Below are 23,860 nucleotides of genomic sequence, written 5' to 3' on the forward strand. Positions count from 1 at the left end.
GTCGTCGAGGAACATGTATTCCGAACACGGGTTCGACGCATTGATGCGGCCGTCGGCCGGGCAGGTATGCCAGTCGTTGATGCTGGTATCGAACTGGATGCCCGGATCGGCCGAGGCCCAGGCGGCATAGCCGACCTGTTCCCAGAGCTGGCGCGCCGGCAGCGTCTTCGACACCTTGCCGTTGCCGCGATAGGTCAGGTTCCAGTCGCCGTCGGTTTCGACCGCCTTCAGGAAGTCGTCGGTCACGCGCACCGAGTTGTTGGAATTCTGGCCCGAGACCGAGAGATAGGCTTCCGAATCCCAGTCGGTGTCATAGGTCGGGAAATCGATCTCGGTATAGCCCTGCCTGGCGAACTGCACCACGCGCTGGATGTAGTTTTCCGGGATCATCGCCTTGCGCGCCGCGATGATCTCCTTGCGCAGCTGCGCGTTCTTCTTCGCATCGAAGCGGTTTTCTCCGCTGCCGAGCTGGCAGGCGGCCATGATGGCATTGAGATGCTTCTGCGAAATCTTCGAGCCGGCGACCAGCGCGGCGACTTTCTGCTCTTCCTTCACCTTCCAGTCGATGAACTGTTCGATATCGGGATGGTCGATGTCGCAGATCACCATCTTGGCGGCGCGGCGCGTGGTGCCGCCCGACTTGATGGCGCCGGCGGCGCGGTCGCCGATCTTGAGGAAGCTCATCAGGCCCGACGACTTGCCGCCGCCGGCCAGCTTCTCGTTCTCGCCGCGCAGCTTGGAGAAATTGCTGCCGGTGCCCGAACCGTATTTGAACAGGCGCGCCTCGCGCACCCACAGGTCCATGATGCCGCCCTCGTTGACGAGGTCGTCCTGCACCGACTGGATGAAGCAGGCATGCGGCTGCGGATGCTCGTAGGCCGAAGCCGACTTGGTCAGTTCGCCGGTCCTGTAGTCGACATAGTGATGGCCCTGCGCCGGACCGTCGATGCCATAGGCCCAGTGCAGCCCGGTGTTGAACCACTGCGGCGAATTCGGCGCGGCGATCTGGGCGGCCAGCATGAAGCGCAGCTCGTCGAAGAAGGCGCGGGCATCGTCCGCGGAATCGAAATAGCCGCCTTTCCAGCCCCAGTAGGTCCAGGTGCCGGCGAGACGGTCGAACACCTCGCGGCCGCTGGTCTCCTGCGTGGTGCGGTCTTTCTCGGACAGGGCGGAGAGCGCCTCGGTGTCGGCCACACGGCGCCACAGGAATTCGGGGACGTCGGATTCTTCCACCGGCTTCAGCGCGACCGGCACGCCGGCGCGGCGGAAATACTTCTGCGCCAGCACATCGGCGGCCACCTGGCTCCAGGCCGCCGGCACTTCCAGCTGGTCGAGACGGAACACCACGCTGCCATCGGGATTGCGGATTTCGCTGACGGTGGTTTTCCACTCCAGGCCGGCATAGGCGTCCTGACCGTCCACTGTGAAATGCCGCTGAATACGCATTGCGTGCTTCTCCCGCCCGAACCGAATGAAATCAAAATGTTGGCCAGGTTGGGAAACCCAATATGTGGTTACCAATCCCCTCAACAGGGGCTAAATCTAGGGAGTTCCGGTGAGTCGGCGCAAATGGGAAATCTCGCTAAATTTGGCGATGATCCATTTATGTTCCCTTGACTGGATTTCGCCATAATTAGGCTTATGAATGACTCGCTGAGTTAAACAGGATTCGCCGATGAACCGCCTGCTGTTTGCCCCTGTACTGTTTGTTGTGATGATTGTCTCCGCTTTCGCGGCGGGCCCGAGTCATGCCCAGGACAAGGGCGCCCGGGCGGCGGCCGAGCGGCTGATGACCACCATCGGACTCGAAAAACGTGTCGAGGCGATCACACAGCTCTACCTGAATTTCCTGCCGGCCAACACGCCGGCCGAACAGCAGCGCGCCGCCGACCTGCGCCAGCGCGCGCCCACCGCCGGACCGCGCTTCCGCGGCGCCGTGGTCAATGCCGCCAGCACCAGCTACACGAAGCCTGAGCTCGAGGCGCTGGATACCTATTTCGCCAGCGGCGAGGGCCAGCGCCTGCTGACCACCGCGCTGACCCGCGCCGTGCTCGGCATGGGCCAGAAGGGCAGCGTGAAGGGCAGCGACATCCTGCGCGCCGAGGACCTGCCGCGCGACAATCCCGCCCTGCAGGCGGCGGCGGTCAAATATCCCGGTTTCGAGAAGCGGGCCCAGGCCGAGCTGCAGCGCGAATTCGCCCAGGAAATCGCCCTGATCACCGCCCGCTAGTTGCATTTCTGCCGATATGGCGTGGTTAATACTGCTTTAAGTATATATTTTCATTGACGTTTCCCGCGCCCGCCTGAACTCTCCGCGTGTTCGCCTCATCGGGAGGCCGACTGAGCAGATGGGCCAGGCCAATGACTGAGATTCAGACCCTGCAGCCGCGCGGCGTCACCACGCGCTACTACCATTACGATGGCGCCAGCATGAGCCTGGGCACCGCCGAACGTTTCAGCGAACATCTGCAGCGGTTCGGCGTCAGCATGAATGCGCTGGCGCAGCAGCACCGCACCTGGATCACCAGCGGCCAGACCGCATCGAAGCCGTCGCTGAATATCTACAATCAGGCCCCGCAGCCCGCACCGGAGCAACCCGCGACGCAGGAACCGGCCGAAGCCGCCGCCAGGGTCAACGACGCGCTTGAGCGGCTGTGGGATATCGGCCGTGCCGTGCCGGTCGTGAACGTCTGGCAGATCGACTGGCTGGAAGGCCAGGATGCGAAACCCGCCCACACGCCGACAATGAGCGGCACCGATGGCGATGACGAGATGCATATCAATGCGTCGCAGGCCAATACCGGCGCCGGCAACGATACCGCCTATGTCTACAACAACGCGCAGGTGCAGACCGGCGAGGGTGACGACAAGGCGGTGCTCTACAGCAACAGCACGGTGCATCTGGGCGAGGGCGACAATCACGCGCTGATCTACAGCAACGGCCATGCGATCGGCGGCAGCGGCAATGATGAATTCACCCTGCTGCGTGGCGGCCAGGCGCATGGCGGCGCGGGCAATGACAAATTCCTGGCAATGGCCAACGGCCTGGTCTATGGCGAGGCCGGTGACGATCATATCGAATTCGCCGCCGGCGAAAGAGGCGGGCGCGGCACCGGCTTCGGTGGCGAAGGCAACGACACGATGATCACGCAGGGCGATGGCTGGCTGCACGGCGACGAAGGCAACGACACGCTGGTCGCGCTGGGCAGTGGCAAGCTCTATGGCGGGGCGGGCGAAGACATCCTGAGCGGCAAGGGCGGCTTCCTGAGCGTGTTCAATGGCGGCACCGGCAACGACACGATCAACCTGCTGCCCGATGTCGATCAGAATTATCGCATCGAATATAACAAGGGCGATGGCGACGACATCATCACCGGCGACCTGAGCAGCGTGAAATGCACGACGTTCAGGTTCGACAAGGGACCCGACGGTAAGCTGGTGGCCGTGCAGGAAGGGCCGTCGCGGCAGGTGGCGAAAGGCCAGATCATGGTGGGCGAAGGCATCCAGCGCGATGAAGTGACGGCCGCGCGCGACGGCAATGACGTGCGCGTCAGCTTCGGCAGCGCCGGCGGCTCGATCACCTTCAAGGACTTCCAGGACCCCGCCCCGCGACTGACCTTTGCCGACGGCAGCTGGCTCGATATCAAGACGCTGCTGCCGGCGGCGGAGAATCCCGCCACCTGACGGCGCCGAACTGCAGCGCGATTTTGCTGAGGAAAAGTTGCATTCCGGTGTATGCGGGTGGCCTGATACAGCTTTAAGGATGTATTTTCTTGACGGCGGGCCACTCGCATGGCCTGATTAACCAAACGGATCAGGCCGACGTCCCAGAAGGGGCGGTTCCTGGTCCGGCGACGGAGTCAGGGAGAATCCCGTGACGAGTATCAGCAGCCTGAGCAGCGGCCTTGCCGCGCTCACCATCCTGACCGACAGCGCGCGTGCCAGACACGGCAGCGGAGCGACACCGCCCGCGCTCCGCCCCGTTGTCGCGTCTGCAGCTGACATGCCGCACATCGACGGTGCCAGGCTGACTGTGAAGACCAGCCAGAATCCCGACACGCTGGTGCAGGACACGTCGGCCTTGCGACGCGCTGCTGAATTGGCGGGCGCGGAAAGCAGCGCGCCGGGCAAGCCGACCCCCGCCTGGCTCGATTCATTCTCCGCCTATGTCCGAGCCCGATATTCCGCGCCAGTCCCCAATACCGAGAGCGGCGAGACGGTGGAGTTTCGTGTGATCCAGGTTCACGCCAATGCCAAGGGGCAGACCGGACCCGGGCACGACATCGTCTTCGTCGGCGGCAACGCCACGGTCGATACCGGCGACGGCGACGACTTCGTCTATCTCGCCACCAACGGCAGGGCCTATCTTGGCAACGGCAACGACCATGTCTACCAGGCTGTCAATTCCACCAGCTATGGTCAGGCCGGCAACGACACCTTCCGGCTTGCCGGTAACGGCAGAGCCTTCGGCGGCGATGGCGATGACAGTTTCCGCCTGGACGAGAATGGCACCGCCTTCGGTGGCGCCGGCAACGACAGCATCGAAATCTGGAGCAACGGAACCGGCTACGGTGGTGAAGGGGACGACGTCATCGATGGCCATGGCTTCGGCAATATGCATGGCGGCGCAGGCAACGACGTCCTGAAGGGTGGCGGTGTCTACGCCCGCTTCACCGGTGGCACGGGCAACGACACGCTGGTCATGACCGGTTATGGCACCATCAACTACTCCAGCGGCGACGGCGACGATGTAATCCGTTCCTTCCATGCCGGCGGCGACTTCAACAGGCGCACGCTGGCTTTTGGAAAAGGCATCCGCAAGGAGGATGTCGAGATCACGACCACGGACCAGGGCGTGCGGATCACCTTCGGCGCCAAAGAGGGCTCCATTCTGCTCGAAGGCTACCAGAAGGGCAGGGTGGCGATGACCTTTGCCAATGGCGACAAGCTCGCCATCGGCACCGAAGCCGATGCGAAGCCGGCTGCAGCGAAGCCTGGGGCTGCCCCGGGCACGACGGTCAACGTCACGACGTGATCAGGTGATTGCGCGCTCTGCTGCTGCAAAAACGCGGCGGCAGGGGGGCGATGCGAGTTTCATTGCTGGTGGCCCAGAACCGGGCCGTATCGACCGAAGGGAGAAACCCATGTCATCCGTGACGCAGACTGAGTCGCAATCCGCCTATACCCTGGCTTATGCACGCGCGAGCGATACCTCGGCTTTCGCTGCCCGCGTTAACGTTAACACAACGCAGACGAACACCAGGCCCGCGCCGAAACCGGTGCCGGTTCAGTACAGCAATCCCGTCCAGAAGAAAGAGGAAGACACGGTCTCGCTGTCGCCGGATGCCGACCGGTTGCAGAACATGCTGAAAGCGCTGAAAACCCTGTCCAAGCTGGCGGATCACATGTTCGCCGCCAGCCGGGAAATCCGCGACAGGCTCAAATCGCTGGATCGCGGCACCGTGGCGGGCGTGAATATCACGGTCGAGAAGATTTCGATTTCCATCTCCATCAGCAGCACCACGGTCCAGGTGGCGCAGCCCGTGGCCTACCGGCCGCCCACGCAGACCCCTGCGCCGGTCAGCAGTGACGACGTGATCGCAGCCAGCGGCCAGACCGTGATCCGCAGCGGCAATGGCAACGACACGATTGCGGCTGGCGCGGGCTCGGATATCGATGCCGGTGCCGGCAACGACACGGTTGCCGCCGGTCGCAACTCCACGGTCGTTGGCGGCACCGGCAATGACACGATCGCAGCCGGCGCGGGGTCGACGGTCGAGGGCGGTGCCGGCAGCGATGTGATCGCCGTGGGGCCGGGCGGCAGCGTGTCGGGCGGGGAGGGTGACGACGTGATTGCGGGCGCCGCCAACAGCAGCGTGAATGGCGATGCCGGCAACGATACCATCGCGGTGGCCAGCAACAGCCAGGCCAGCGGCGGCGCCGGCAACGACACCATAGCCGTAGGGAATGGCAGCACGGTGACCGGCGGTGCCGGCAATGACGTGATCGCCGTGGGCAAGGGAGCCACGATCAACTATTCCCGCTCCGGCGTCGCCGGTGGCGACGGCAACGACACGGTCAACGGCGATTACGGCAGCGAGGGTGCGAAGCTGAAACTGAACGGCATTGCGGCGACCGAGGTGCAGGCCGAACTGGTCGGCAAGGATCTGAAGCTGACCTTCCAGGGCAGCAGTGGTTCGATCACCTTCAAGGATTTCCAGGGCGAAGGGCCGCAGCTGGTTTTCTCCGATGGCGCAACCATGGATGTGAAAGCACTGCTGGAGCAGGCAGCCTGACCGCAACCGGGCGGCTTCAAGGTAATGGTTTTCCGGGCCTTTTCCGGCTTTCCCGGTGCCGTCGCTCTGCGACCGAGGCTTGCCCGGCCGGGTCCGTAATGCCATATTCCGGCTGAATTTCCAGCCGGATTCCCGGCCTGAGGGTGGCAGTCGCATGAGTCTGATCGGCACCAAGCTTTTCACCTGGTGGAAGGGCGAACTCGTCGGCAACGATGCGTTCGGCAACCGCTATTTCCGCACCAAGGCTGGCGCCGCGAAAAAGCGCTGGGTGCTCTATAACGGCAAGGCCGAAGCCTCGAAAGTGCCGCCGGAATGGCATGCCTGGCTGCATTACACCATCGACGACGCGCCGATCCATGGCGTGGAACACAAGCCCTGGGAGAAGGAGCATCTGCCCAATCTCAGCGGCACGCCCTATGCCTACCGGCCGCAGGGCAGCGTCGCCAAGGGGGGCCATCGTCCGGCCGCGACCGGCGACTATCAGGCCTGGCGGCCTGAATAACGCGCGGCAGGCGAGGACGACATGAACGGCAATCTGGTCGAGACCCTGATCGGCGCGGTGGTGCTGCTGGTCGCCGGCTTTTTCCTGGCTTTCGCCTACACGACGGGCGGCGTGGGTAGCGGTCGCATGAACGGCTATGAACTGCAGGCGCGCTTCAACCGTGCCGATGGTCTGGTCACCGGCGGCGATGTGCGGCTCAGCGGCATCAAGATCGGCACCATCACCAGACAGGCGCTCGATCCCAAGACCTTCGATGCCATCGTCACCTTCAGCGTCGACAGCCGCTACCAGCTGCCGGAAGACAGCGCGGTGAAGATCGCGTCCGAAGGCCTGCTCGGCGGCAACTTCATCTCGGTCGAGCCGGGCGGCAGCGATGCCACGCTCAAGCCGGGTGCGGAAGTGAAATTCACGCAAGGGTCCGTCAACCTGATGGACCTGATCGGCCAGGCGATCTTCAGCGCCACCGGTGCCGGCAACGGTAAGGACAAGCCGGCGAATGGCGGCGACGAACTCAGCCCGCTGCCCAAGGCCAACTGATCCCGTGCAAACGGATTCTGTGCTGCGTATCCTGCGTCGAGGCGTGATGATCCTGCCGCTGCTGCTGGCCGCGGCAGCCGTTGCCCAGGTGCCCGATATCCCGCCGCATCTGCAGCAGTATCCCTCGACGCCGATGCCGGTTGCCGTGCTGCAGGGCCTGGATAAGATCACCGCGCGCATCTACACCTTCGAGGCGCCGGTCGACCAGACCATCGGTTTCGGCACGCTGAAGGTGACGGTGAAGGCCTGCCGCAAGCGGCCGCCGGAATATCCGCCGGAAAGCACCGCCTATCTCGAGATCGTCGAGCAGCGGCCCGAGCAGCAGCCCAACGCGCTGTTCCAGGGCTGGATGTTCGCCTCCAGCCCGGGCCTCAACCCGCTGGAGCATGCGGTCTACGATGTCTGGCTGATCGACTGCAGGACCAGCGCCGGCGGCGCATCGGGCGGCAAGCAGTAAAAATCCGCCCGCCGCGGCAGGGCATCCATCAGCAGCTCCAGGTAATCCGCGCGCTTCACCTCGATGGCGCCGAACTGCTTCAGGTGTTCGGTGACGAACTGCGTGTCGAGCAGGGTGAAGCCGCCGGCGATCAGCCGGCCGGCCAGATGCACCAGCGCGACTTTCGAGGCATCGGTGGCGCGGCTGAACATGCTCTCGCCGAAGAAGGCGGCGCCCAGCCGCACGCCGTACAATCCGCCGACCATGGTACCGGTCTCGTCGTAGCATTCCACGCTGTGGGCGAAGCCGAGCCGGTGCAAATCGGTATAGGCGTCACGGATGGTGGCGTTGATCCAGGTGCTGCGGCGCTGCGGATGCGGCGTCGGTTCGGCGCAGGCGGCGATCACCCCGGCGAAGTCGGTATCGACGCGCACGGTGTAGATGCCCTGACGCACCTTGCGGGCCAGCTTGTGCGGTACATGGAAGCGGTCGAGCGGCAGGATGCCGCGCCTGGTCGGATAGACCCAGAAATAGCCCGGATCGTCGGCCGCATCCGCCATCGGGAAGTAGCCGCGGGCATAGGCCTGCAGCAGCAGTTCCGGCGTCAGCGGTTCGGGATGCTGGCTCATGGCGAAGAGCTGGTGCGCATCCCGAAAATCTCTAACCCTGTCTGGCGATGAATTCTTCCAGCCAGTGGATGTCATAGGCGCCGTTGACGAAATCGGGTTCGTTGATCAGCGCCAGATGCAGCGGGATGGTGGTCTCCAGGCCGCCGATCACATATTCCTCCAGCGAACGGCGCAGACGCATCAGGCATTCGTTGCGATTGGTGCCATGCACGATCAGCTTTCCGATCAGCGAGTCATAGTGCGGCGGAATCTGGTAGCCGGTATAGAGCGCGGAATCGACGCGCACGCCCAGCCCGCCAGGCACATGATAGTCGGTGACGCGGCCGGGCGAGGGCGCGAAGGTGCGCGGGTTCTCGGCGTTGATGCGGCATTCGATGGCGTGGCCGTTGAACTTGATGTCGTCCTGCGTGTAGCCGAGCGGCGCGCCGTTGGCGATGCGCAGCTGTTCGCGCACCAGGTCGAGGCCGGTGATCATCTCGGTGACCGGATGCTCCACCTGCAGGCGGGTATTCATCTCGATGAAGTAGAATTCGCCATTCTCGAACAGGAATTCGATGGTGCCGGCGCCGCGATAGTTCAGCTTGGAAATCGCCTTGGCGGCGATGTCGCCGATGACCTTGCGCTGGTCGTCGTTCAGCGCCGGCGAACGGGCTTCCTCGAGAACTTTCTGGTGGCGGCGCTGCAGCGAGCAGTCGCGTTCGCCCAGATGCACCGCATTGCCCTGGCCGTCGCCGAAGATCTGGATCTCGATATGGCGCGGGCGGGCAAGATACTTCTCGACATAGACCTGGTCGTTGCCGAAGGCATTGCGCGCCTCGGTGCGGGCCTGCTGCAGCGCCAGGCCGAATTCGGCCGGCGAACGCACCACCTTCATGCCGCGGCCGCCGCCGCCGGCGGTGGCCTTGATCAGCACGGGATAGCCCATCTCGGCGGCGAGCTTCAGGCCCTGCGCCTCGTCTTCCACCGCGCCCTTGGAGCCGGGCACGACCGGGATACCAAGCTGGCGCGCCGCTTCCTTGGCGGTGATCTTGTCGCCCATCAGCTTGATATGCTCGGAGGTCGGGCCGATGAAGGTGATGCCATGCGCCTCGACGATCTCGGCGAATTTGGCATTTTCCGACAGGAAGCCGTAACCGGGATGGATCGCATCGGCGCCGGTGATCTCGGCGGCTGAGATGATGGCGGGGATGTTGAGGTAGCTCTGGCTGGACGGCGGCGGGCCGATACACACCGACTCGTCGGCGATGCGCACATGCATGGCCTCGGCATCGGCGGTGGAATGCACCGCCACCGTGCGAATGCCCATCTCGCGGCAGGCGCGGTGGATGCGGAGCGCGATCTCGCCGCGATTGGCGATCAGCACCTTGTCAAACATATGCGGGGCCCGCCGACTGTTACTCGATAATGATGAGCGGCTGGCCGAATTCGACCGGCTGCTGGTTCTCGATCAGGATACGCGCGACGCGGCCGCCCTTCGGCGCCGTGATCGGATTCATCGTCTTCATCGCCTCGACGATCAGCACGGTCTGGCCGGCATTGACGCTGTCGCCGACCTTGACGAAGGCGGCGGCGCCCGGCTCCGGCGCGGTATAGACGGTGCCCACCATCGGCGACTTCACGGCGCCGGGATGGCTGGCGTCATCGCCGCCCGCGGCGGGCGCGCCGGCGGCGGCCATGGCGGCTGCGGCAGCCGCGGCTGCGACCGGGGCCGCGGCATAGACCGGCGAACCGCCCTTGGTGACGCGGACTTTCAGCGGTCCTTCGCTCCACTCGATCTCGGTGAGGCCGGTTTCGTTCAGCAGGTCGGCGAGTTCGCGGATCATCTGCTGGTCGATGCGGCTGTCAGCCTTGGCTTTGTCCTTCGGCGCGGCCATGCGCTACTCCTGTATGCGTAGACGTAAGAAGATTAAGTGTTCAGACGATATCGGCCAGCGCTTCGAGCGCCAGCACATACCCCTTCGGCCCGAAACCGCAGATCATCCCTTTCGCCGCCAGCGAAACATAGGAGTGATGGCGGAAGTTTTCGCGCCGGTGGATATTCGACAGATGCACCTCGACGCAGGGCTTTTCGGCCGCGTTGAGGGCATCGAGCAGGGCGACCGAGGTGTGGGTATAGGCACCGGCATTCAACACGATGCCGGCGGCCTTGCTCCGCGCCTCCTGGATCCAGGTGACCAGCTCGCCCTCGAGATTGCTCTGGCGGAAGGAGATGGCGAGGCCGAGCCGGCTGGCGGCGGCGGCGCAGAGCCGCTCCACATCGGCCAGCGTGTCGCGGCCGTAAATCTCGGGCTGGCGCAGGCCGAGCATGTTCAGGTTCGGGCCGTTCAGCACATAGATCAGCGGCTTGCCTTTCGCGGGGGCCGCTTTCGCCGCCGCCGGGCGCTTGCCGTTTGCTGCCGATTTCAGTGCTTTCGCCATGCGAATCCCAAAGCTGTCGCCGACCAGACCGCCTGCCGTACACCATCGGGGGAGGCCGGGCAACCCGTTGATCCGGCTGGGCGGAAAGCGCCGCGCGTTCACTGTATGTTTCACGTGAAACAGGCCTGGAGATGGCCGATATGGCAGGCGGCGGTTTGGGTCCGGCGCGTTCGCACCGCTTCGTTTTGCTTCGTTTCTATCAAGGATAGAATGAGATGAAAATTTCAGCCGATCCCCGGTCGGCAAAATTGCAAAATCGGCCGTGGCCGGTTAATCCGGACGCATGATGACTTCAGCCGCCCCGCAGCAGCCGATCCTGCATGCCGAAATCAACCCGGTGACGCCGTTCCAGCAGAACTGCTCGCTGATCTGGTGCCCCGAAACCATGCGCGGCGCGCTGGTCGATGCCGGCGGCGAGCCTTCGAGGCTGCTGGCCGCCGTGCAGCGCCACGGCGTGACGCTGGAAAAGCTGCTGGTCACGCATGGCCATCTCGACCATGCCGGCGCGGTGATGGAGATCGCGGAGAAGCTCGGCCTGCCCATCGAGGGGCCGCATGAGGATGACAAATTCTGGATCGACGGCATGCCGGCGGCGGCGCAGCAATATGGTTTTCCGCCGAGCCGCAGCTTCACGCCGACGCGCTGGCTGAAGGATGGCGACCGGGTGACGGTCGGCAATCTGGTGCTCGATGTCATCCACTGCCCGGGCCATACGCCGGGCCATGTGGTGTTCTATCACGCGCCCTCGAAAGCGGCGCTGGTCGGCGACGTGATCTTCCAGGGCTCGATCGGCCGCACGGATTTTCCCAAGGGCAACCATGCCGACCTGATCCATTCGATCCGCGACAAGCTGTTTCCGCTTGGCGACGATATCACCTTCGTGCCCGGCCACGGGCCGCTGTCGACGTTTGGGCAGGAGCGGGCGAGCAATCCCTTCGTGTCGGACCGGGCGGTGGGGATTGGTTAGATGAAGCAGGTTACCTCCGGTCGCGCCAGACTGGCGACCTTCGTTGCCGGCAGTGGCGCGCCGGTGGTGTTCCTGCATGCGGCCGTCTGCGATAGCCGCATGTGGCAGGGGCAGATCGAGGCAGTGGGCGGAACCCATCAAGCGATTGCCTATGATCGCCGCGGTTTTGGCCGAACGGTTGCCGAACAGGAAGATCATTCTGCCGTCGCCGACCTGCTGGCGGTGCTGGACGTCGTTGCCGCTGGCCGGCCGGCGACCCTGGTCGCCTGCTCGCAGGGCGGCCGAGTGGCGCTGGATGCGGCGCTGCTGCATCCGGAATGTATCCGCGGCCTGGTGCTGATTTCACCATCCGTGGCCGGTGCGCCCGATCCGGTGCTGTCGCCGGAGATCGAGGCGCTGGTGGCCCGGCAGAAGCAGGCGGAAGCGGCCGGCGACCTCGACCGCGTGAATGCGATCAAGGCGCACCTTTGGCTGGACGGCCCATTGCAGCTCGAGGGGCGCGTCGTCGGTGCGGCGCGCGCGCTGTTTCTCGACATGAACGGCATCGCGCTGCGCGCGCCGCCGGCCGGTGCGAATGTCGATGCGGTGTCAGCCTTTCAGCGTCTGGGCGAGATTTCGGTTCCGGCGCTGGTGATCTGCGGCGCGTACGATTTTCCCCATATCGCGGAGCGCTGCCGGCATCTGGCGACGGCGATGCCGCATACAGTGCACCACGCCTTGCCCGGCGCGGCCCATCTGCCGAGCATCGAGAGGCCGGCGGAGATCACGGCGCTGATCGGGAAATTTCTCGGCAACTAACTCCAATTGTCATGGCCGGACTTGTTCCTGCCATCCACGTCTTGTCACGCAAAAAAGTAACTCGTGGATGCCCGGGCCAAGCCCGGGCATGACAGTTAAAGGTGTTGCGGCCCCGTATATTTCACCACCGTCTGGTCGATCTTGCCGAAGATCGACTGGCCGTCGGTGCCGGTCATATCCATCTGCACGCGGTCGCCGAATTTCATGAAGGGCGTTTTCGGCTTGCCGTCGGCAATCGTCTCGATCATGCGGATCTCGGCCAGGCAGGAGAAGCCTTTCGAGGCATCGCGGTTCGACACCGTGCCGCTGCCGACGATGCAGCCGGCGCGGAGCCGCCGCGTCTTGGCCGCATGGGCGATCAGGTCGGCGAGGCTGAACTGCATGTCGGCGCCGGCCTCGGGCTGACCGAACAGCTTGCCGTTCAGATGCGTCACCAGCGGGCGATGCACCTTGTTGTCCTTCCAGGCCGCGCCCAGCTCGTCGGGCGTGACGGCGACCGGCGCAAAGGCCGTGGACGGCTTGCCGTGGAAGAAGCCGAAGCCCTTGGCCAGCTCGCCGGGGATCAGGTTGCGCAGGCTCACGTCATTCACCAGCATCAGCAGGCGGATATGTTTCGCGGCTTCCGCCGAGGAGGCGCCCATGGGTACGTCGCCGGTGATGGCGGCGACCTCGCCCTCGAAGTCGATGCCGTAAGATTCGTCGGCCACCTCGATAGCGGCGGTCGGCGGCAGGAAGTCGTCCGAGCCGCCCTGGTACATCAGCGGATCGTGCAGGAATTCCGGCGGCATCACGGCGTTGCGCGCCTTGCGCACCAGCTCGACGTGATTGAGATAGGCCGAGCCGTCGCACCACTGATAGGCGCGCGGCAGCGGCGCATGCAGTTTGCCCGGATCGTAAGCGATGGCGCCTTCGGCCGTACCGGCATTCAGCGCGTCATATCGCTCCTGCAGCTTCGGCGCCATCGTGGACCAGGAATCGAGCGCCATCTGCAGGGTGGGGCAGAGCGCATCGACCGGCAGCATGGTTTTCAGGTCGCGGCTGACGACGCAGAGACGGCCGTCGCGGCCATGCCGCAGCGAGGCGAGTTTCATGGATGGAGTCTCCCTAGATCAGTTTTAAGTCGTCATTCCCGCGAAAGCGGGAATTCAGAACAGCAGAAGTGCTGGGTCCCCGCCAAAGAAGATATCCCTGGCGGGGACGACGAGGATGGTGATGTTACTCCGCAGCCTGCTTGAACCCGTCGGGATTCCAGGTCGCCACATAGCCCTTGAATTCGACGCTCTCGGCCGCCGTGGCGACATCGAGCGCATCGCGGGTGTCGATCATCACCGCCACCTCGTCGGTTTCCTTGCGCGTGCCCTTGGCGCCGGTGGCGAAGGCCTTGGGATGCGGACCGTGCGGGAAGCCGCAAGGGTGCAGGCTGATCATGCCGGGATGGATGTTGTCGCGGCTGAAGAAGCTGCCCTGGTGATAGAAGATCACCTCGTCGTAATCGTCGTTGTTGTGGAAGAACGGCACCTTGAGCGCTTCCGGATCGCTCTCGATCGGGCGCGGCACGAAGGTGCAGACCACGAAGCGCGAGGCCAGGAAGGTGGTATGCGCGCTGGGCGGCAGGTGATAGCGGTGGCTCATCAGCGGCCGGATGTCGCGCCAGTTCAGCTTCACTGCGGTGAGGTCGCCCTTCCAGCCCACCACGTCGAGCGGGTTGTAGGGATAGGTGACGGTGGAAAGCTGGTCGCGGCGCTTGATCACCACGCGCCAGGGCTTCTTCACCTGCTGCTGCGCCCGGTAGGCGTCGTCGAGTTTCGGGATCTGCAGCACGGCGGGATCGAAGATCGCATGCGGCCCGACGATGCCCTTGTCGGGCAGGCGGTAGCTGTCGTTGGTCGCCTCGATCAACAGGATTTTGCTCGGCGTCTTCGGCTCCAGGCGCCACATGCTGCCGCGCGGCAGCATGATGTAGTCGCCCTCGGCATAGGTGAGGTGGCCGAAGTCGCAGAACAGCGCGCCTTCGCCGTCATGCACGAACAGCAGTTCGTCGCCGTCGCCGTTGCGCACCAGATGGTCCATCGCCCGGGTCATCAGCATGTGGCGGAATTTGACATGGGCATTGCCCATCATCAGCTGCGCCTTCCACGGGCAGTCGACCGCAGCGGCGAATTTCGCCGTGTCGAAGGCGCGCGGCTTGAGCGGGCCTTCCCAGTCGATCCAGCCGGTCGGCGGATTCTGGTGATAGAGATGGGCGGCGGGGCCGAAGAAACCCTCCTTGCCCATCTCGCGCTCGTAGGTGCCTTCGGGCAGTGCCACATGCGCCTGCTTGGCCGCTTCGCCCTCGGTATGGCTCATCGGAATCCAGTTTTTACCCATGGGGGCGTCTCCTCCTAGACTTGGTTTTTTAATTGGCCTTCAGCACGCCGCGGCGAATCTGGTCGAGTTCGATCGATTCGAACAGCGCCTTGAAATTGCCTTCGCCGAAACCGTCATTGCCCTTGCGCTGGATGATCTCGTAGAAGATCGGCCCGATCACGTTGTCGGTGAAAATCTGCAGCAGCAGGCCCTGGCCCTTGGTCGGCGCGCCGTCGATCAGGATCTGCAGCTCCTTCAGCCGGGCGACATCCTCGCCATGGCCGGGCAGGCGGTCATCGACCTGGTCGAAATAGGTGTCGTTGGTCGACTGGAACGGCACGTCGCGGCCGCGCAGCGCGCTGACCGTGCCGTAGATGTCGTCGGTGCCCATCGCCACATGCTGGATGCCCTCGCCGTGATAGGCGTGCAGGTATTCGGCGATCTGCGACTTGTCGTCGGAGCTTTCGTTGATCGGGATGCGGATCTTGCCGCAGGGGCTGGTCATCGCCTTCGACTTCAGGCCGGTCAGCTTGCCCTCGATGTCGAAATACTTGATCTCGCGGAAATTGAAGAGGCGTTCGTAGAAGCCGGCCCATTCGCCCATGCGGCCGCGATGCACGTTATGGGTCAGGTGATCCACGTAAGTCAGGCCGACGCCCTTCGGGTTGCGGTCCACGCCCTCGATCGGCACGAAGTCGACATCGTAGATGGTGCCGCGCTCGCCGTAGCGGTCGACCAGGTAGATCAGGCTGTCGCCGATACCCTTGATCGCCGGGATATTCAGCTCCATCGGGCCGGCGTGGTTCTCGACGCCCCAGGCGCCGAGTTCGACGGCGCGCTTGTAGGCTTTCGGCGCATCCTTGACGCGGAAGGCCATGGCGCAGATCGAGGGGCCGTGGATGCGGGCGAAGCTCTGGGCGAAGCTCGACGGTTCGGCATTGAGGATGAAATTGACATCGCCCTGGCGGTACAGCGTCACGTTCTTGGACCGGTGTTTCGCCACCGCCTGGAAGCCCATGCGCTCGAACAGGGCAGCCAGCTTGGCGGGTTCGGGCGCGGCATATTCGATGAATTCGAAGCCGTCGGTGCCCATCGGGTTGTCGAACAGGTCGGCCATGGGGAAAATCCCTCCCGGAATCTGCTATGGGGTCTGATATTGCGGTTGAGTCGCATATTAGTTACAATTGAAACTAAATTCAAGCGTGGCCGTAGCGGATCGCTCCGAGCGCCAGGACGCGCAATCGGGAAAAGCAGGGGAAATGGCGAAACCTAGTCTGCATCTGGAAAAATTCCTGCCCTACCGGCTGTCGGTGGTGACCAACCGCATCAGCGGCGCGCTGTCGCGGCACTACGCCGACCGCTTCGGCATCGGCATTCCGGAATGGCGGGTGATCGCCAATCTGGGCCGCACGCCCGGCCTGACCGCCAATGCGGTGGTGGAACGCTCGGCGATGGACAAGGTGACGGTGAGCCGCGCGGTGGCGGCGCTGGAGGCGAAGGGCCTGCTGACGCGCGAGCGCGATGCCGGCGACAAGCGCAAGTCGCGGCTGACGCTATCGACCAGGGGGCAGACGGTTTATGCCGAGATCGCGCCGCTGGCGCTGGGCTTCGAACGCGACCTGCTGACCGCGCTGACGGCCGATGAAACCGCCCAGCTGGACCGCATCATCGACAAGCTGAATGGCAAGATGGACGGCCTGTAGGCTATTCCGAAGCCGGTTTACTCCGACGTGGGCGGCGTGACCTGCTTCTGCTGCTGGGCGGCGACCTTGGCCTCGAAATTCTTCTTGCCGCGGCGGTGCACGAAGAACAGCACGATGCCCACGGTGGCGAAGATGCCCAGCATGATGATGCCGAAATCCTTGGCGATATCGCCCAGCACGGCCTCGAAGGCGACGCCGAGCAGGTAGCCGACCCAGCAGAAGGCATTGGCCCACAGGCCGGCGGCGATGAAATTCAGCGCGGCGAAGCGCGGCCAGGAGATCAGGCTCATGCCCATGGCGAGCGAGGAGAAGTTGCGCACGCCATAGATGAAGCGGAAGCTGAGGATGAAGCCGACATGGTATTTGTGCAGCATGTCGAGGGCGACGTTGACGCCGCCCTGCAGCTTGGGGAAGCGCTTGAGCAGCCGGTGGCCGTATTGACGGCCGATCCAGAAATACAACTGGTCGCCCGCGAAGCTGCCGAGCCAGGCGGCGGCGATCAGCCAGTACATATGCAGCAGGCCCTGGCTGGCGGCCGCGCCCGCGAAGATCACGAACGTCTCGCCTTCCAGGAAGGTCCAGACGAAGGTGATGATGTAGAACCACTCGCGATACTGTTCGATCAGCTGGTAGATGTCGATTTCCGGCACGGTCGCTCAGCCTCGCACGGTCAAATCAGGCCGGCGAGCGGCGAGGATGGATCGGCATAGAGTTTCTTCGGCATGCGGCCGGCCTGGTAGGCGAGGCGGCCGGCCTCGATGGCCAGCTTCATGGCGCGGGCCATGCGGATCGGGTCTTTCGCCTCGGCAATCGCGGTGTTCATCAGCACGCCGTCGCAGCCCAGTTCCATGGCAATCGCCGCATCCGATGCGGTGCCGACGCCGGCATCGACCAGCACCGGCACTTTTGCATTTTCGATGATCACCCGGATCTGCACCGGGTTCTGCACGCCCAGGCCGGAACCGATCGGCGCGGCGAGCGGCATGATGGCGCAGGCGCCCAGCTCTTCCAGCTTCTTCGCCGCGATCGGATCGTCGGCGCAGTAGACCATGACGTCGAAGCCCTCCTTCACCAGCAGCTTCGTCGCGGCCAGCGTGGCTTCCATGTCGGGATAGAGCGTTTTCTGGTCGCCCAGAACCTCAAGCTTGACCAGCTTCCAGCCGCCGGCCTCGCGCGCCAGGCGCAGCGTGCGCACGGCATCGTCGGCGGTGAAGCAGCCGGCGGTATTGGGCAGGTAGGTGTATTTTTTCGGGTCGACGTAATCGACCAGCATCGGCTGGTTGCGGTCGGTGACGTTGACGCGGCGTACCGCCACGGTGACGATTTCGGCGCCCGAGGCCTCGATGGCCAATCTGGTCTGCTCGAAATCCTTGTATTTGCCGGTGCCGACGAGCAGCCGCGAGTGGAAACGTTTGCCCGCGACTTCGAAATAATCGTCCTCGCCCGCATTGAGCGGGGCGTTGCCGCCGCCGATGAAATGCACGATCTCGATCTTGTCGCCGTCGTTCAGGCCGGTGGCGGAATAAGCCGAGCGCGGCACGATCTCGCGGTTCAGCTCGATGGCGATCTTGCGGGAATCGAGCTCGAGCGACGACAGCAGTTCGGCCACCGTGGCCGCGCCTGCCATGTCCCGCGTCTCGCCATTGATCGTCAGGCGCATATCCAAAAGCTACCCTGTCTGCCCACGTTCCACCGGTTGGTCCCGGACGCCCCCGTGCCCGTCCCGCAGTCTCCTTCAGATGGGGGTGCGGCGGCGCGCCGACAATAGAGCGCGTCACGCTGTCGCGGCAACCCTTTCGGGCTATCCCAGAAACCTATCAAGGCTTTGTAACATAACGGCGACTGGGCTAGAATCCAGACCAACAGGAGGCAAGCATGCTGTTGTACGGGTATTTCCGGTCCTCGGCCGCCTACAGGGTCCGGATCGCGCTCAATCTCAAGGGCCTCGCCTACGACCAGACTTTTGTCCATCTTGCCAAGCTGGAGCAGCTGTCCGAGGCCTTTGCCGCAATCAACCCGCAAAAGCTGCTGCCCGTGCTGGTGACGGATGACGGCATCCTGCTGACCCAGTCGCTGGCGATCATCGAATATCTGGAGGAAATCCAGCCGCAGCCGCCGCTGCTGCCGAAGGATCCGCTCGAACGGGCGCGCGTGCGGGCGCTGGCGCTCGCCGTGGCCTGCGAAATCCATCCGCTCAACAACCCCCGCGTGCTGCGCTACCTGACCGGCAGGCTGGGCGTCTCGGAAGAGCAGAAAGACACCTGGTATCGCCACTGGGTTGAGGAGGGGTTGCAGGCGGTCGAGACCATGCTGGCCACCAGCCCGCAGACCGGCCGATTCTGTCATGGCGACACGCCCACGCTCGCCGATCTCTGCCTGGTGCCGCAGGTGGCCAACGGCCGCCGCTTCAAGGCCGATCTGTCGCGCTGCCCGACCGTGCTGCGCATCGATGCCGAATGCCAGAGCGTGAAGGCCTTCGCCGATGCCGCGCCTGCCAAGCAGCCGGATGCCGAATAAGCGGATGACGCCGCGCCAGGTCAGCGTCGGTCTTGCGGGTGCCTTTGGGGCCGGCCTGCTGCTGCTGGCGGCGTCGCAGGCCGCCTCGGCGCAGGGAGCGCCGGTTTCGCAAAACGGGGGCCTGCTGCGGATCGGCACCGGTGGCCAGAGCGGCACCTATTTCCCGATCGGCAACCTGATCGCGCGCACCGTAAGCGAAACCCAGATCGGGGCGGATTGCGCCATGGGCGATGCCCGCAACGGCCGCTGCGGCGTACCGGGCCTGGTGGCGGTGGCGCAGACCTCGAACGGCTCGGTCGCCAATGCCGCCGCGCTGCAGAACGGCGAGATCGAGATGGCCCTGGTGCAGGCCGATATCGCCGACTGGGCCTTTAACGCGCGGGAAATCTTTGCCGGCAAGCCGCCGCAGGACCGCCTGCGCTTCGTGGCCCATCTCTACTCGGAAGCCATGCATGTGGTGGTGCGCCGGGCGGCGAAAATCTCCAGCATCGGCGACCTGCGCGGCCGGGCGGTGGCGATGGACGAACCCGGTTCGGGCACCCTGGTCCATGTCCGCAACCTGCTGGGGGCCTACAAGCTGTCGGAATCCGATCTGCGCCCGGTCTATATCAAGCCGGATATGGCCCTGCCGCGACTGCAGGCCGGCCAGCTCGACCTGTTCTTCATCGTCGCCGGCTGGCCGACGCGGGCGGTCAGCGATGCCATGGCCGGCGGCGTGGCCAGCCTGCTCGCCATCGATGCCGATGCGGCGAACCGGCTGATCAGGCAGAATCCCTTCCTCAGCTATGGCAGCATTCCGGCAGACACCTATGCGGACCAGCCCGAAGTGCCGACCCTGATGGTGGGCGCTCAGCTGATCGCGCGTGCCGACCTGCCCGGCGACAGGGTGCAGGCCGTGCTGGAGGCGATGTGGAGCCGGCGTGGCACCGCGCTGCTGGCGGCCGGGCATCCGCGCGGCGCCGATATCCGCTTCGACGATGCCCTGACCGGCCGCAGCATCCCGCTGCATCCCGGCGCCGAGCGCTTTTATCGCGCCCGCGGCCGGACCGTGCACTGAGCGGCGCCCCATCATGTTCGGTCACCGCCAGATCACCTTTGCCATCGTCCTGCTCGTGCTGGGGGCGGTCGGCGTTGCGCTCTATGTGCAGAACACGCTGACCTCGGTGGCGCGCGACCTGCCGGTGACGCTGCTGGACCAGGAGCGCGATGCCGAGACCATGATCCGCGAAATCGCCAACCTGGCCTGGGCGATCGAGGCCTGGCAGCGCGATCCGCAGGGCAGCGGCATGACCCGGGTGGCGGCGCATCTGATCTCGGCGCGCGCCCGGGCCGAGGTTTTGCGCGCCAACTACAACCTCGACAACATGGTGGGCGCGGCCGGCATGCATGCCGTGGCCAGTCCGGCCCTGCAGGACCTGACGCGCTGGCTGGACGAGGGCGTGCCGGGTCAGCCGGCCGGCTCGCCGGCGGTGATCGCGCTGATGCAGGCGCGCGCCCGCGATGCCGAAATGCGGCTGATCGCCCTGCTGGAACAGTCACGCGCCGCGGCGCGCGAGATGCTGCAGAACCAGGAACGCCGGCTCGACCGCTTCGCCGATGGCGTCGGCCTGCTCACCGCCTTTGCCGCCATGCTGCTGATCGGCCTGGTGCTGCTGCTGTTCCGCGAGCGCCGCGTGGTCGATCTCAAGGAGCAGGCCGAACTGTCGGCGCTGGCGGCCAAGCGTTCGGCCGAGGAAGCCAATCGCGCCAAGTCGGAATTCCTCGCCAATATGAGCCACGAGCTGCGCACGCCGCTCAATGCCATCATCGGCTTCTCGTCCATCATCCGCAACGAGATGCTGGGGGCGGTCAACATCCCGCGCTATCGCGAATATGCCGGCGACATCCATGCCAGCGGCGAGCATCTGCTGGCGATCATCAACGACATCCTCGACCTGTCGAAGGTGGAAGCCGGCAAATACGAACTGGCCGAGCAGGATTTCGATGCCGACGAGATCATGTCCGCGGCCGTGCGGCTGGTGCGTGAAAAGATCGAGCGCGGCCACATCCAGCTGCAGATGCGGGCGCCGAAAGGCCTGGTCCAGCTGCATGCCGACCGCCGCGCCCTGCTGCAGGTGCTGATCAACCTGCTGGCCAACGCCGTGAAGTTCACCGAGGAAGGCAGCATCGTGCTGTCGGGCGAGATCACCGAAGGCGGCGGCTTTGCCTATAGCGTGACCGATACCGGCATCGGCATGACGCCGGCGCAGATCAAGATCGCGCTGCAGCCCTTCGGGCAGATCCAGAATGCGCTGACCCGCGCGCAACCGGGCACCGGACTCGGCCTGCCGCTCAGCGACCGCATGGTGCGCCTGCATGGCGGCTGGCTGGAAATCCAGAGCCAGCCGGGCCATGGCACATGCGTCAACGTGCATCTGCCGCCCGCCCGCGTGATCGCCGGTTTCCAGCCGGCCGGCGGTGGAAAGTAGCGACCCGCCTTTCGCAATCGTCATGCCCGCGAAAGCGGGCATCCAAGTCTAACCGCCGAGCGCGACGAGCGCCTCGGGCAGGTCATTGAAATGGTCGATCAGGCGGTCGCCGCCCAGTTGATGTGGCGGAATCTGGGTATAGCCGAAGCTGACCACGACGCAGGGCAGCTCGGCCGCCCTGGCCGCATTCACGTCATTGGCGGAATCGCCCACCATGGCGGCCCAGTCAAAGGCCGGGCCGAGCCGCTCCAGCGTGCCATGGAGATGGCCGGGATCGGGCTTGCGCACCAGCAGGCTGTCGCCGCCGACCACAGCACCGAAGAAATCGCTCAGGCCGAGCTGGCCGAGCAGGCTGCGGCTGAGGCCTTCCGGCTTGTTGGTACAGACCGCCAGCGCATAGCCCTGTTCGGCCAGCGCGGCCAGGCAGGTGACCACGCCGGGAAACGGGCGGCTGGTATCGGCCAGATGGCGGCCGTAATAGATCAGGAAATCCTTGAACGCGGTCTCAAACATGACCGGCTCCGGCATGCCGCCGGATGCCCTGAAACCCTTTTCGAGCAGGGCGCGCGCACCGTCGCCCACCATGCTGCGTACCGCATCCAGGCCGATGGCCGGCCGGCCGGCGCGGTCCAGCGCATAATCGGTGGCGGCGGCCAGATCGGGCGCCGTATCCACCAGAGTGCCATCGAGATCGAAGAGAATTGCCTTACGAGTCATGGTGTTACAATTCGAAAGACCCTGAAACAGACGGAAAGACGATTTGATTTCCGTTGCCTATCACGGCTATGACACTGTCCGGCCGCGTCGCATGCGGCGAATCGGGTTTTTGTACACGGAAGCGGAGCATGGCGAAACAGCCACCCAGGAAGCAGGCGGCAAACAAACGGCAGGTGGCCGTGGTGATCCTGGCAGCCGGCCAGGGCACGCGGATGAAGTCGACACTGCCCAAGGTGCTGCATCCGGTGGCGGGGCAGGCGATGGTGCGCCATGTGCTGGATGCCGCAGCCGCGCTGAAGCCCGACCGCATCGTGGTCGTCACCGGCAAGGGCCAGGAACGGGTCGCGGCCGCCGTGGCGCCGGCCAGGATCGCGATCCAGCATCCGGCACGCGGCACCGGCCATGCCGTGATGGCGGCGCTGCCGGCGCTCAAGGGTTTCAAGGGCGATGTCATCGTGCTGTTCGGCGATTCGCCCCTGCTGACGCCGGCGCTGATGAAGGACCTGCTGGCGGCGCGGCGCGCGAAAAGCGATCCGGCCGCCGTGATTGTCGGCTTCCGCCCGCTCGACCCGGCCGCCTATGGCCGGCTGATCGTCGATGGCAAAGGCGCGCTGCAGAAGATCGTTGAGTTCAAGAACGCCACGGCCGATGAACGCGCCGTGCGCCTGTGCAATGCCGGGCTGATGGCCTTCGATGGCGCGCGACTGCCGGCACTGCTGAAAAAACTGTCCGACAGAAACGCGCAGGGCGAATACCTGCTGACCGACACGGTCGAGCATGCCAATGCGAAAGGCTGGACCTGCCGCGTGGTGGAAGCCGATCCGGTCGAGGTGATGGGCATCAACACGCGCGCCGAACTCAGTGTCGCCGAAGCCGCGATGCAGCAGCGCCTGCGCCGGGCCGCGATGGCCGCCGGCGTCACCATGACGGCGCCGGAGACAGTGTATCTGCGCAGCGATACCACCTTCGGCCGCGACGTCACCATCGAACCCTTCGTGGTGTTCGGACCGAAGGTGAGCGTCGGCAACGATGTGGTGATCCGCAGCCACAGCCATATCGAGGGCGCGACGATCGGCGCCGGCGCGACGATCGGACCTTTCGCGCGGCTGCGGCCCGGCGCGAAGATTGCCGAGGATGCCCATATCGGCAATTTCGTCGAGATCAAGAATGCCAGCGTTGAACGCGGCGCCAAAGTCAATCACCTGACCTATATCGGCGATGCCCGCATCGGCGCCACGGCCAATATCGGTGCCGGCACCATCACCTGCAATTACGACGGTTTCGACAAGCATCATACCGATATCGGCGCCGGCGCTTTCATCGGCTCCAATTCGGCGCTGGTGGCACCGGTGAAGATCGGCGCGGGCGCCATCGTCGCCGCCGGCAGCGTGATCACCCGCGACGTGCCCGCCGATGCGCTCAGCCTCGGACGCGGCAGGCAGGAAGACAAGCCCGGTCTCGCGGCGAAGTTCCGCACCATCAAATCGGCCCAGAAGGCCCGCAAGAAGACGTAGCAGGAGTTTCGA

Annotated in this window: 24 protein-coding genes and 1 pseudogene; 14 read left to right on the top strand and 11 right to left on the bottom strand. The window is 64.8% G+C overall.

What is annotated here, in order from left to right; all coding sequences use genetic code 11:
* Positions 1-1,446 (bottom strand): annotated as a pseudogene (locus OJJ21_RS03255) (vitamin B12-dependent ribonucleotide reductase); the annotation flags it as partial.
* A gap of 229 nt (positions 1,447-1,675) precedes the next feature.
* Between OJJ21_RS03255 and OJJ21_RS03260 the strand changes: the two are divergent.
* The 7 genes from OJJ21_RS03260 to OJJ21_RS03290 all read left to right on the top strand — a co-directional run bounded on the left by OJJ21_RS03260 (position 1,676) and on the right by OJJ21_RS03290 (position 7,792).
* Positions 1,676-2,230 carry a hypothetical protein gene (locus OJJ21_RS03260; protein WP_297683101.1) on the top strand — a complete coding sequence of 185 codons (555 nt, stop codon included), beginning with the start codon at positions 1,676-1,678 and terminating at the stop codon, positions 2,228-2,230.
* A gap of 131 nt (positions 2,231-2,361) precedes the next feature.
* Positions 2,362-3,684 (top strand): calcium-binding protein, encoded by a 1,323-nt coding sequence (locus OJJ21_RS03265; protein WP_297683102.1) that lies wholly within the window; start codon positions 2,362-2,364, stop codon positions 3,682-3,684.
* 190 nt (positions 3,685-3,874) lie between these two features.
* On the top strand, positions 3,875-5,035 hold the full coding sequence (locus tag OJJ21_RS03270; RefSeq protein ID WP_297683104.1) for a calcium-binding protein: 1,161 nt from the start codon (positions 3,875-3,877) through the stop codon (positions 5,033-5,035).
* A 109-nt stretch (positions 5,036-5,144) separates the two neighbouring features.
* Positions 5,145-6,296 (top strand): calcium-binding protein, encoded by a 1,152-nt coding sequence (locus tag OJJ21_RS03275; RefSeq protein ID WP_297683107.1) that lies wholly within the window; start codon positions 5,145-5,147, stop codon positions 6,294-6,296.
* A gap of 154 nt (positions 6,297-6,450) precedes the next feature.
* Positions 6,451-6,798 (top strand): NADH:ubiquinone oxidoreductase subunit NDUFA12, encoded by a 348-nt coding sequence (locus tag OJJ21_RS03280; RefSeq protein WP_297683109.1) that lies wholly within the window; start codon positions 6,451-6,453, stop codon positions 6,796-6,798.
* A gap of 21 nt (positions 6,799-6,819) precedes the next feature.
* On the top strand, positions 6,820-7,335 hold the full coding sequence (mlaD, locus tag OJJ21_RS03285; protein WP_297683111.1) for an outer membrane lipid asymmetry maintenance protein MlaD: 516 nt from the start codon (positions 6,820-6,822) through the stop codon (positions 7,333-7,335).
* A gap of 4 nt (positions 7,336-7,339) precedes the next feature.
* Positions 7,340-7,792 (top strand): DUF2155 domain-containing protein, encoded by a 453-nt coding sequence (locus OJJ21_RS03290; protein WP_297683113.1) that lies wholly within the window; start codon positions 7,340-7,342, stop codon positions 7,790-7,792.
* On the opposite strand, the gene aat is transcribed toward OJJ21_RS03290, so the two are convergent.
* Genes aat through aroQ form a run of 4 tightly spaced genes read right to left on the bottom strand, consistent with a single transcriptional unit; the run spans position 7,729 to position 10,818 of the window.
* Entirely contained in the window at positions 7,729-8,400 is a 672-nt protein-coding gene (gene aat / locus OJJ21_RS03295) for a leucyl/phenylalanyl-tRNA--protein transferase (protein ID WP_297683115.1), read from the bottom strand. The two genes, OJJ21_RS03290 and aat, sit on opposite strands and share 64 nt — an antisense overlap.
* A 31-nt stretch (positions 8,401-8,431) precedes the next feature.
* Positions 8,432-9,775 (bottom strand): acetyl-CoA carboxylase biotin carboxylase subunit, encoded by a 1,344-nt coding sequence (gene accC / locus OJJ21_RS03300; RefSeq protein WP_297683117.1) that lies wholly within the window; start codon positions 9,773-9,775, stop codon positions 8,432-8,434.
* Between the two features lie 19 nt (positions 9,776-9,794).
* Complete coding sequence (accB, locus tag OJJ21_RS03305) at positions 9,795-10,274, bottom strand: acetyl-CoA carboxylase biotin carboxyl carrier protein (RefSeq protein ID WP_297683119.1); 480 nt, start codon at positions 10,272-10,274, stop codon at positions 9,795-9,797.
* 40 nt (positions 10,275-10,314) lie between these two features.
* Positions 10,315-10,818, bottom strand: a complete 504-nt coding sequence (aroQ, locus tag OJJ21_RS03310; protein ID WP_297683121.1) for a type II 3-dehydroquinate dehydratase — start codon at positions 10,816-10,818, stop codon at positions 10,315-10,317.
* 283 nt (positions 10,819-11,101) lie between these two features.
* Here aroQ and OJJ21_RS03315 point away from each other — a divergent pair, with 283 nt between their 5' ends.
* A complete protein-coding gene (locus OJJ21_RS03315; protein WP_297683123.1) occupies positions 11,102-11,785 on the top strand; it encodes an MBL fold metallo-hydrolase in 684 nt (227 codons plus the stop codon).
* Positions 11,786-12,583, top strand: a complete 798-nt coding sequence (locus OJJ21_RS03320; RefSeq protein WP_297683125.1) for an alpha/beta hydrolase — start codon at positions 11,786-11,788, stop codon at positions 12,581-12,583.
* Between the two features lie 95 nt (positions 12,584-12,678).
* Here the strand turns inward: OJJ21_RS03320 and OJJ21_RS03325 are convergent, their stop codons facing one another.
* From OJJ21_RS03325 to hppD, 3 genes are all read right to left on the bottom strand, one after another.
* Positions 12,679-13,674 carry a fumarylacetoacetate hydrolase family protein gene (locus OJJ21_RS03325; RefSeq protein ID WP_297683127.1) on the bottom strand — a complete coding sequence of 332 codons (996 nt, stop codon included), beginning with the start codon at positions 13,672-13,674 and terminating at the stop codon, positions 12,679-12,681.
* A gap of 124 nt (positions 13,675-13,798) precedes the next feature.
* Positions 13,799-14,950: a homogentisate 1,2-dioxygenase gene (locus OJJ21_RS03330; protein ID WP_297683129.1), complete on the bottom strand. Its 1,152-nt coding sequence runs from the start codon at positions 14,948-14,950 to the stop codon at positions 13,799-13,801.
* Positions 14,951-14,978: 28 nt separating this feature from the next.
* Positions 14,979-16,046, bottom strand: a complete 1,068-nt coding sequence (hppD, locus tag OJJ21_RS03335) for a 4-hydroxyphenylpyruvate dioxygenase (protein ID WP_297683131.1) — start codon at positions 16,044-16,046, stop codon at positions 14,979-14,981.
* Between the two features lie 142 nt (positions 16,047-16,188).
* Here hppD and OJJ21_RS03340 point away from each other — a divergent pair, with 142 nt between their 5' ends.
* Entirely contained in the window at positions 16,189-16,632 is a 444-nt protein-coding gene (locus tag OJJ21_RS03340) for a MarR family winged helix-turn-helix transcriptional regulator (protein WP_297683133.1), read from the top strand.
* 17 nt (positions 16,633-16,649) lie between these two features.
* Here OJJ21_RS03340 and OJJ21_RS03345 read toward each other — a convergent pair whose 3' ends face one another.
* Positions 16,650-17,282: a DedA family protein gene (locus tag OJJ21_RS03345; RefSeq protein ID WP_297683135.1), complete on the bottom strand. Its 633-nt coding sequence runs from the start codon at positions 17,280-17,282 to the stop codon at positions 16,650-16,652.
* A 20-nt stretch (positions 17,283-17,302) separates the two neighbouring features.
* Positions 17,303-18,292 carry a sulfur carrier protein ThiS gene (thiS, locus tag OJJ21_RS03350; RefSeq protein ID WP_297683137.1) on the bottom strand — a complete coding sequence of 330 codons (990 nt, stop codon included), beginning with the start codon at positions 18,290-18,292 and terminating at the stop codon, positions 17,303-17,305.
* Between the two features lie 215 nt (positions 18,293-18,507).
* Here thiS and maiA point away from each other — a divergent pair, with 215 nt between their 5' ends.
* Genes maiA through OJJ21_RS03365 form a run of 3 tightly spaced genes read left to right on the top strand, consistent with a single transcriptional unit; the run spans position 18,508 to position 21,617 of the window.
* Positions 18,508-19,149 (top strand): maleylacetoacetate isomerase, encoded by a 642-nt coding sequence (gene maiA, locus OJJ21_RS03355; RefSeq protein WP_297683139.1) that lies wholly within the window; start codon positions 18,508-18,510, stop codon positions 19,147-19,149.
* A gap of 4 nt (positions 19,150-19,153) precedes the next feature.
* Positions 19,154-20,206 (top strand): TAXI family TRAP transporter solute-binding subunit, encoded by a 1,053-nt coding sequence (locus tag OJJ21_RS03360; protein ID WP_297683140.1) that lies wholly within the window; start codon positions 19,154-19,156, stop codon positions 20,204-20,206.
* Between the two features lie 13 nt (positions 20,207-20,219).
* The gene (locus OJJ21_RS03365; protein ID WP_297683142.1) at positions 20,220-21,617 is read left to right on the top strand and encodes an ATP-binding protein; all 1,398 of its coding nucleotides are present in this window, start codon (positions 20,220-20,222) and stop codon (positions 21,615-21,617) included.
* 48 nt (positions 21,618-21,665) lie between these two features.
* On the opposite strand, the gene gph is transcribed toward OJJ21_RS03365, so the two are convergent.
* Entirely contained in the window at positions 21,666-22,334 is a 669-nt protein-coding gene (gene gph / locus OJJ21_RS03370) for a phosphoglycolate phosphatase (protein ID WP_297683144.1), read from the bottom strand.
* A 128-nt stretch (positions 22,335-22,462) separates the two neighbouring features.
* On the opposite strand from gph, the gene glmU reads away from it, so the two are divergent.
* On the top strand, positions 22,463-23,848 hold the full coding sequence (gene glmU, locus OJJ21_RS03375) for a bifunctional UDP-N-acetylglucosamine diphosphorylase/glucosamine-1-phosphate N-acetyltransferase GlmU (RefSeq protein ID WP_297683146.1): 1,386 nt from the start codon (positions 22,463-22,465) through the stop codon (positions 23,846-23,848).
* Positions 23,849-23,860: the final 12 nt, after the last annotated feature.

It is taken from the genome of Ferrovibrio sp., assembly GCF_025869515.1.
Lineage (GTDB): Bacteria > Pseudomonadota > Alphaproteobacteria > Ferrovibrionales > Ferrovibrionaceae > Ferrovibrio.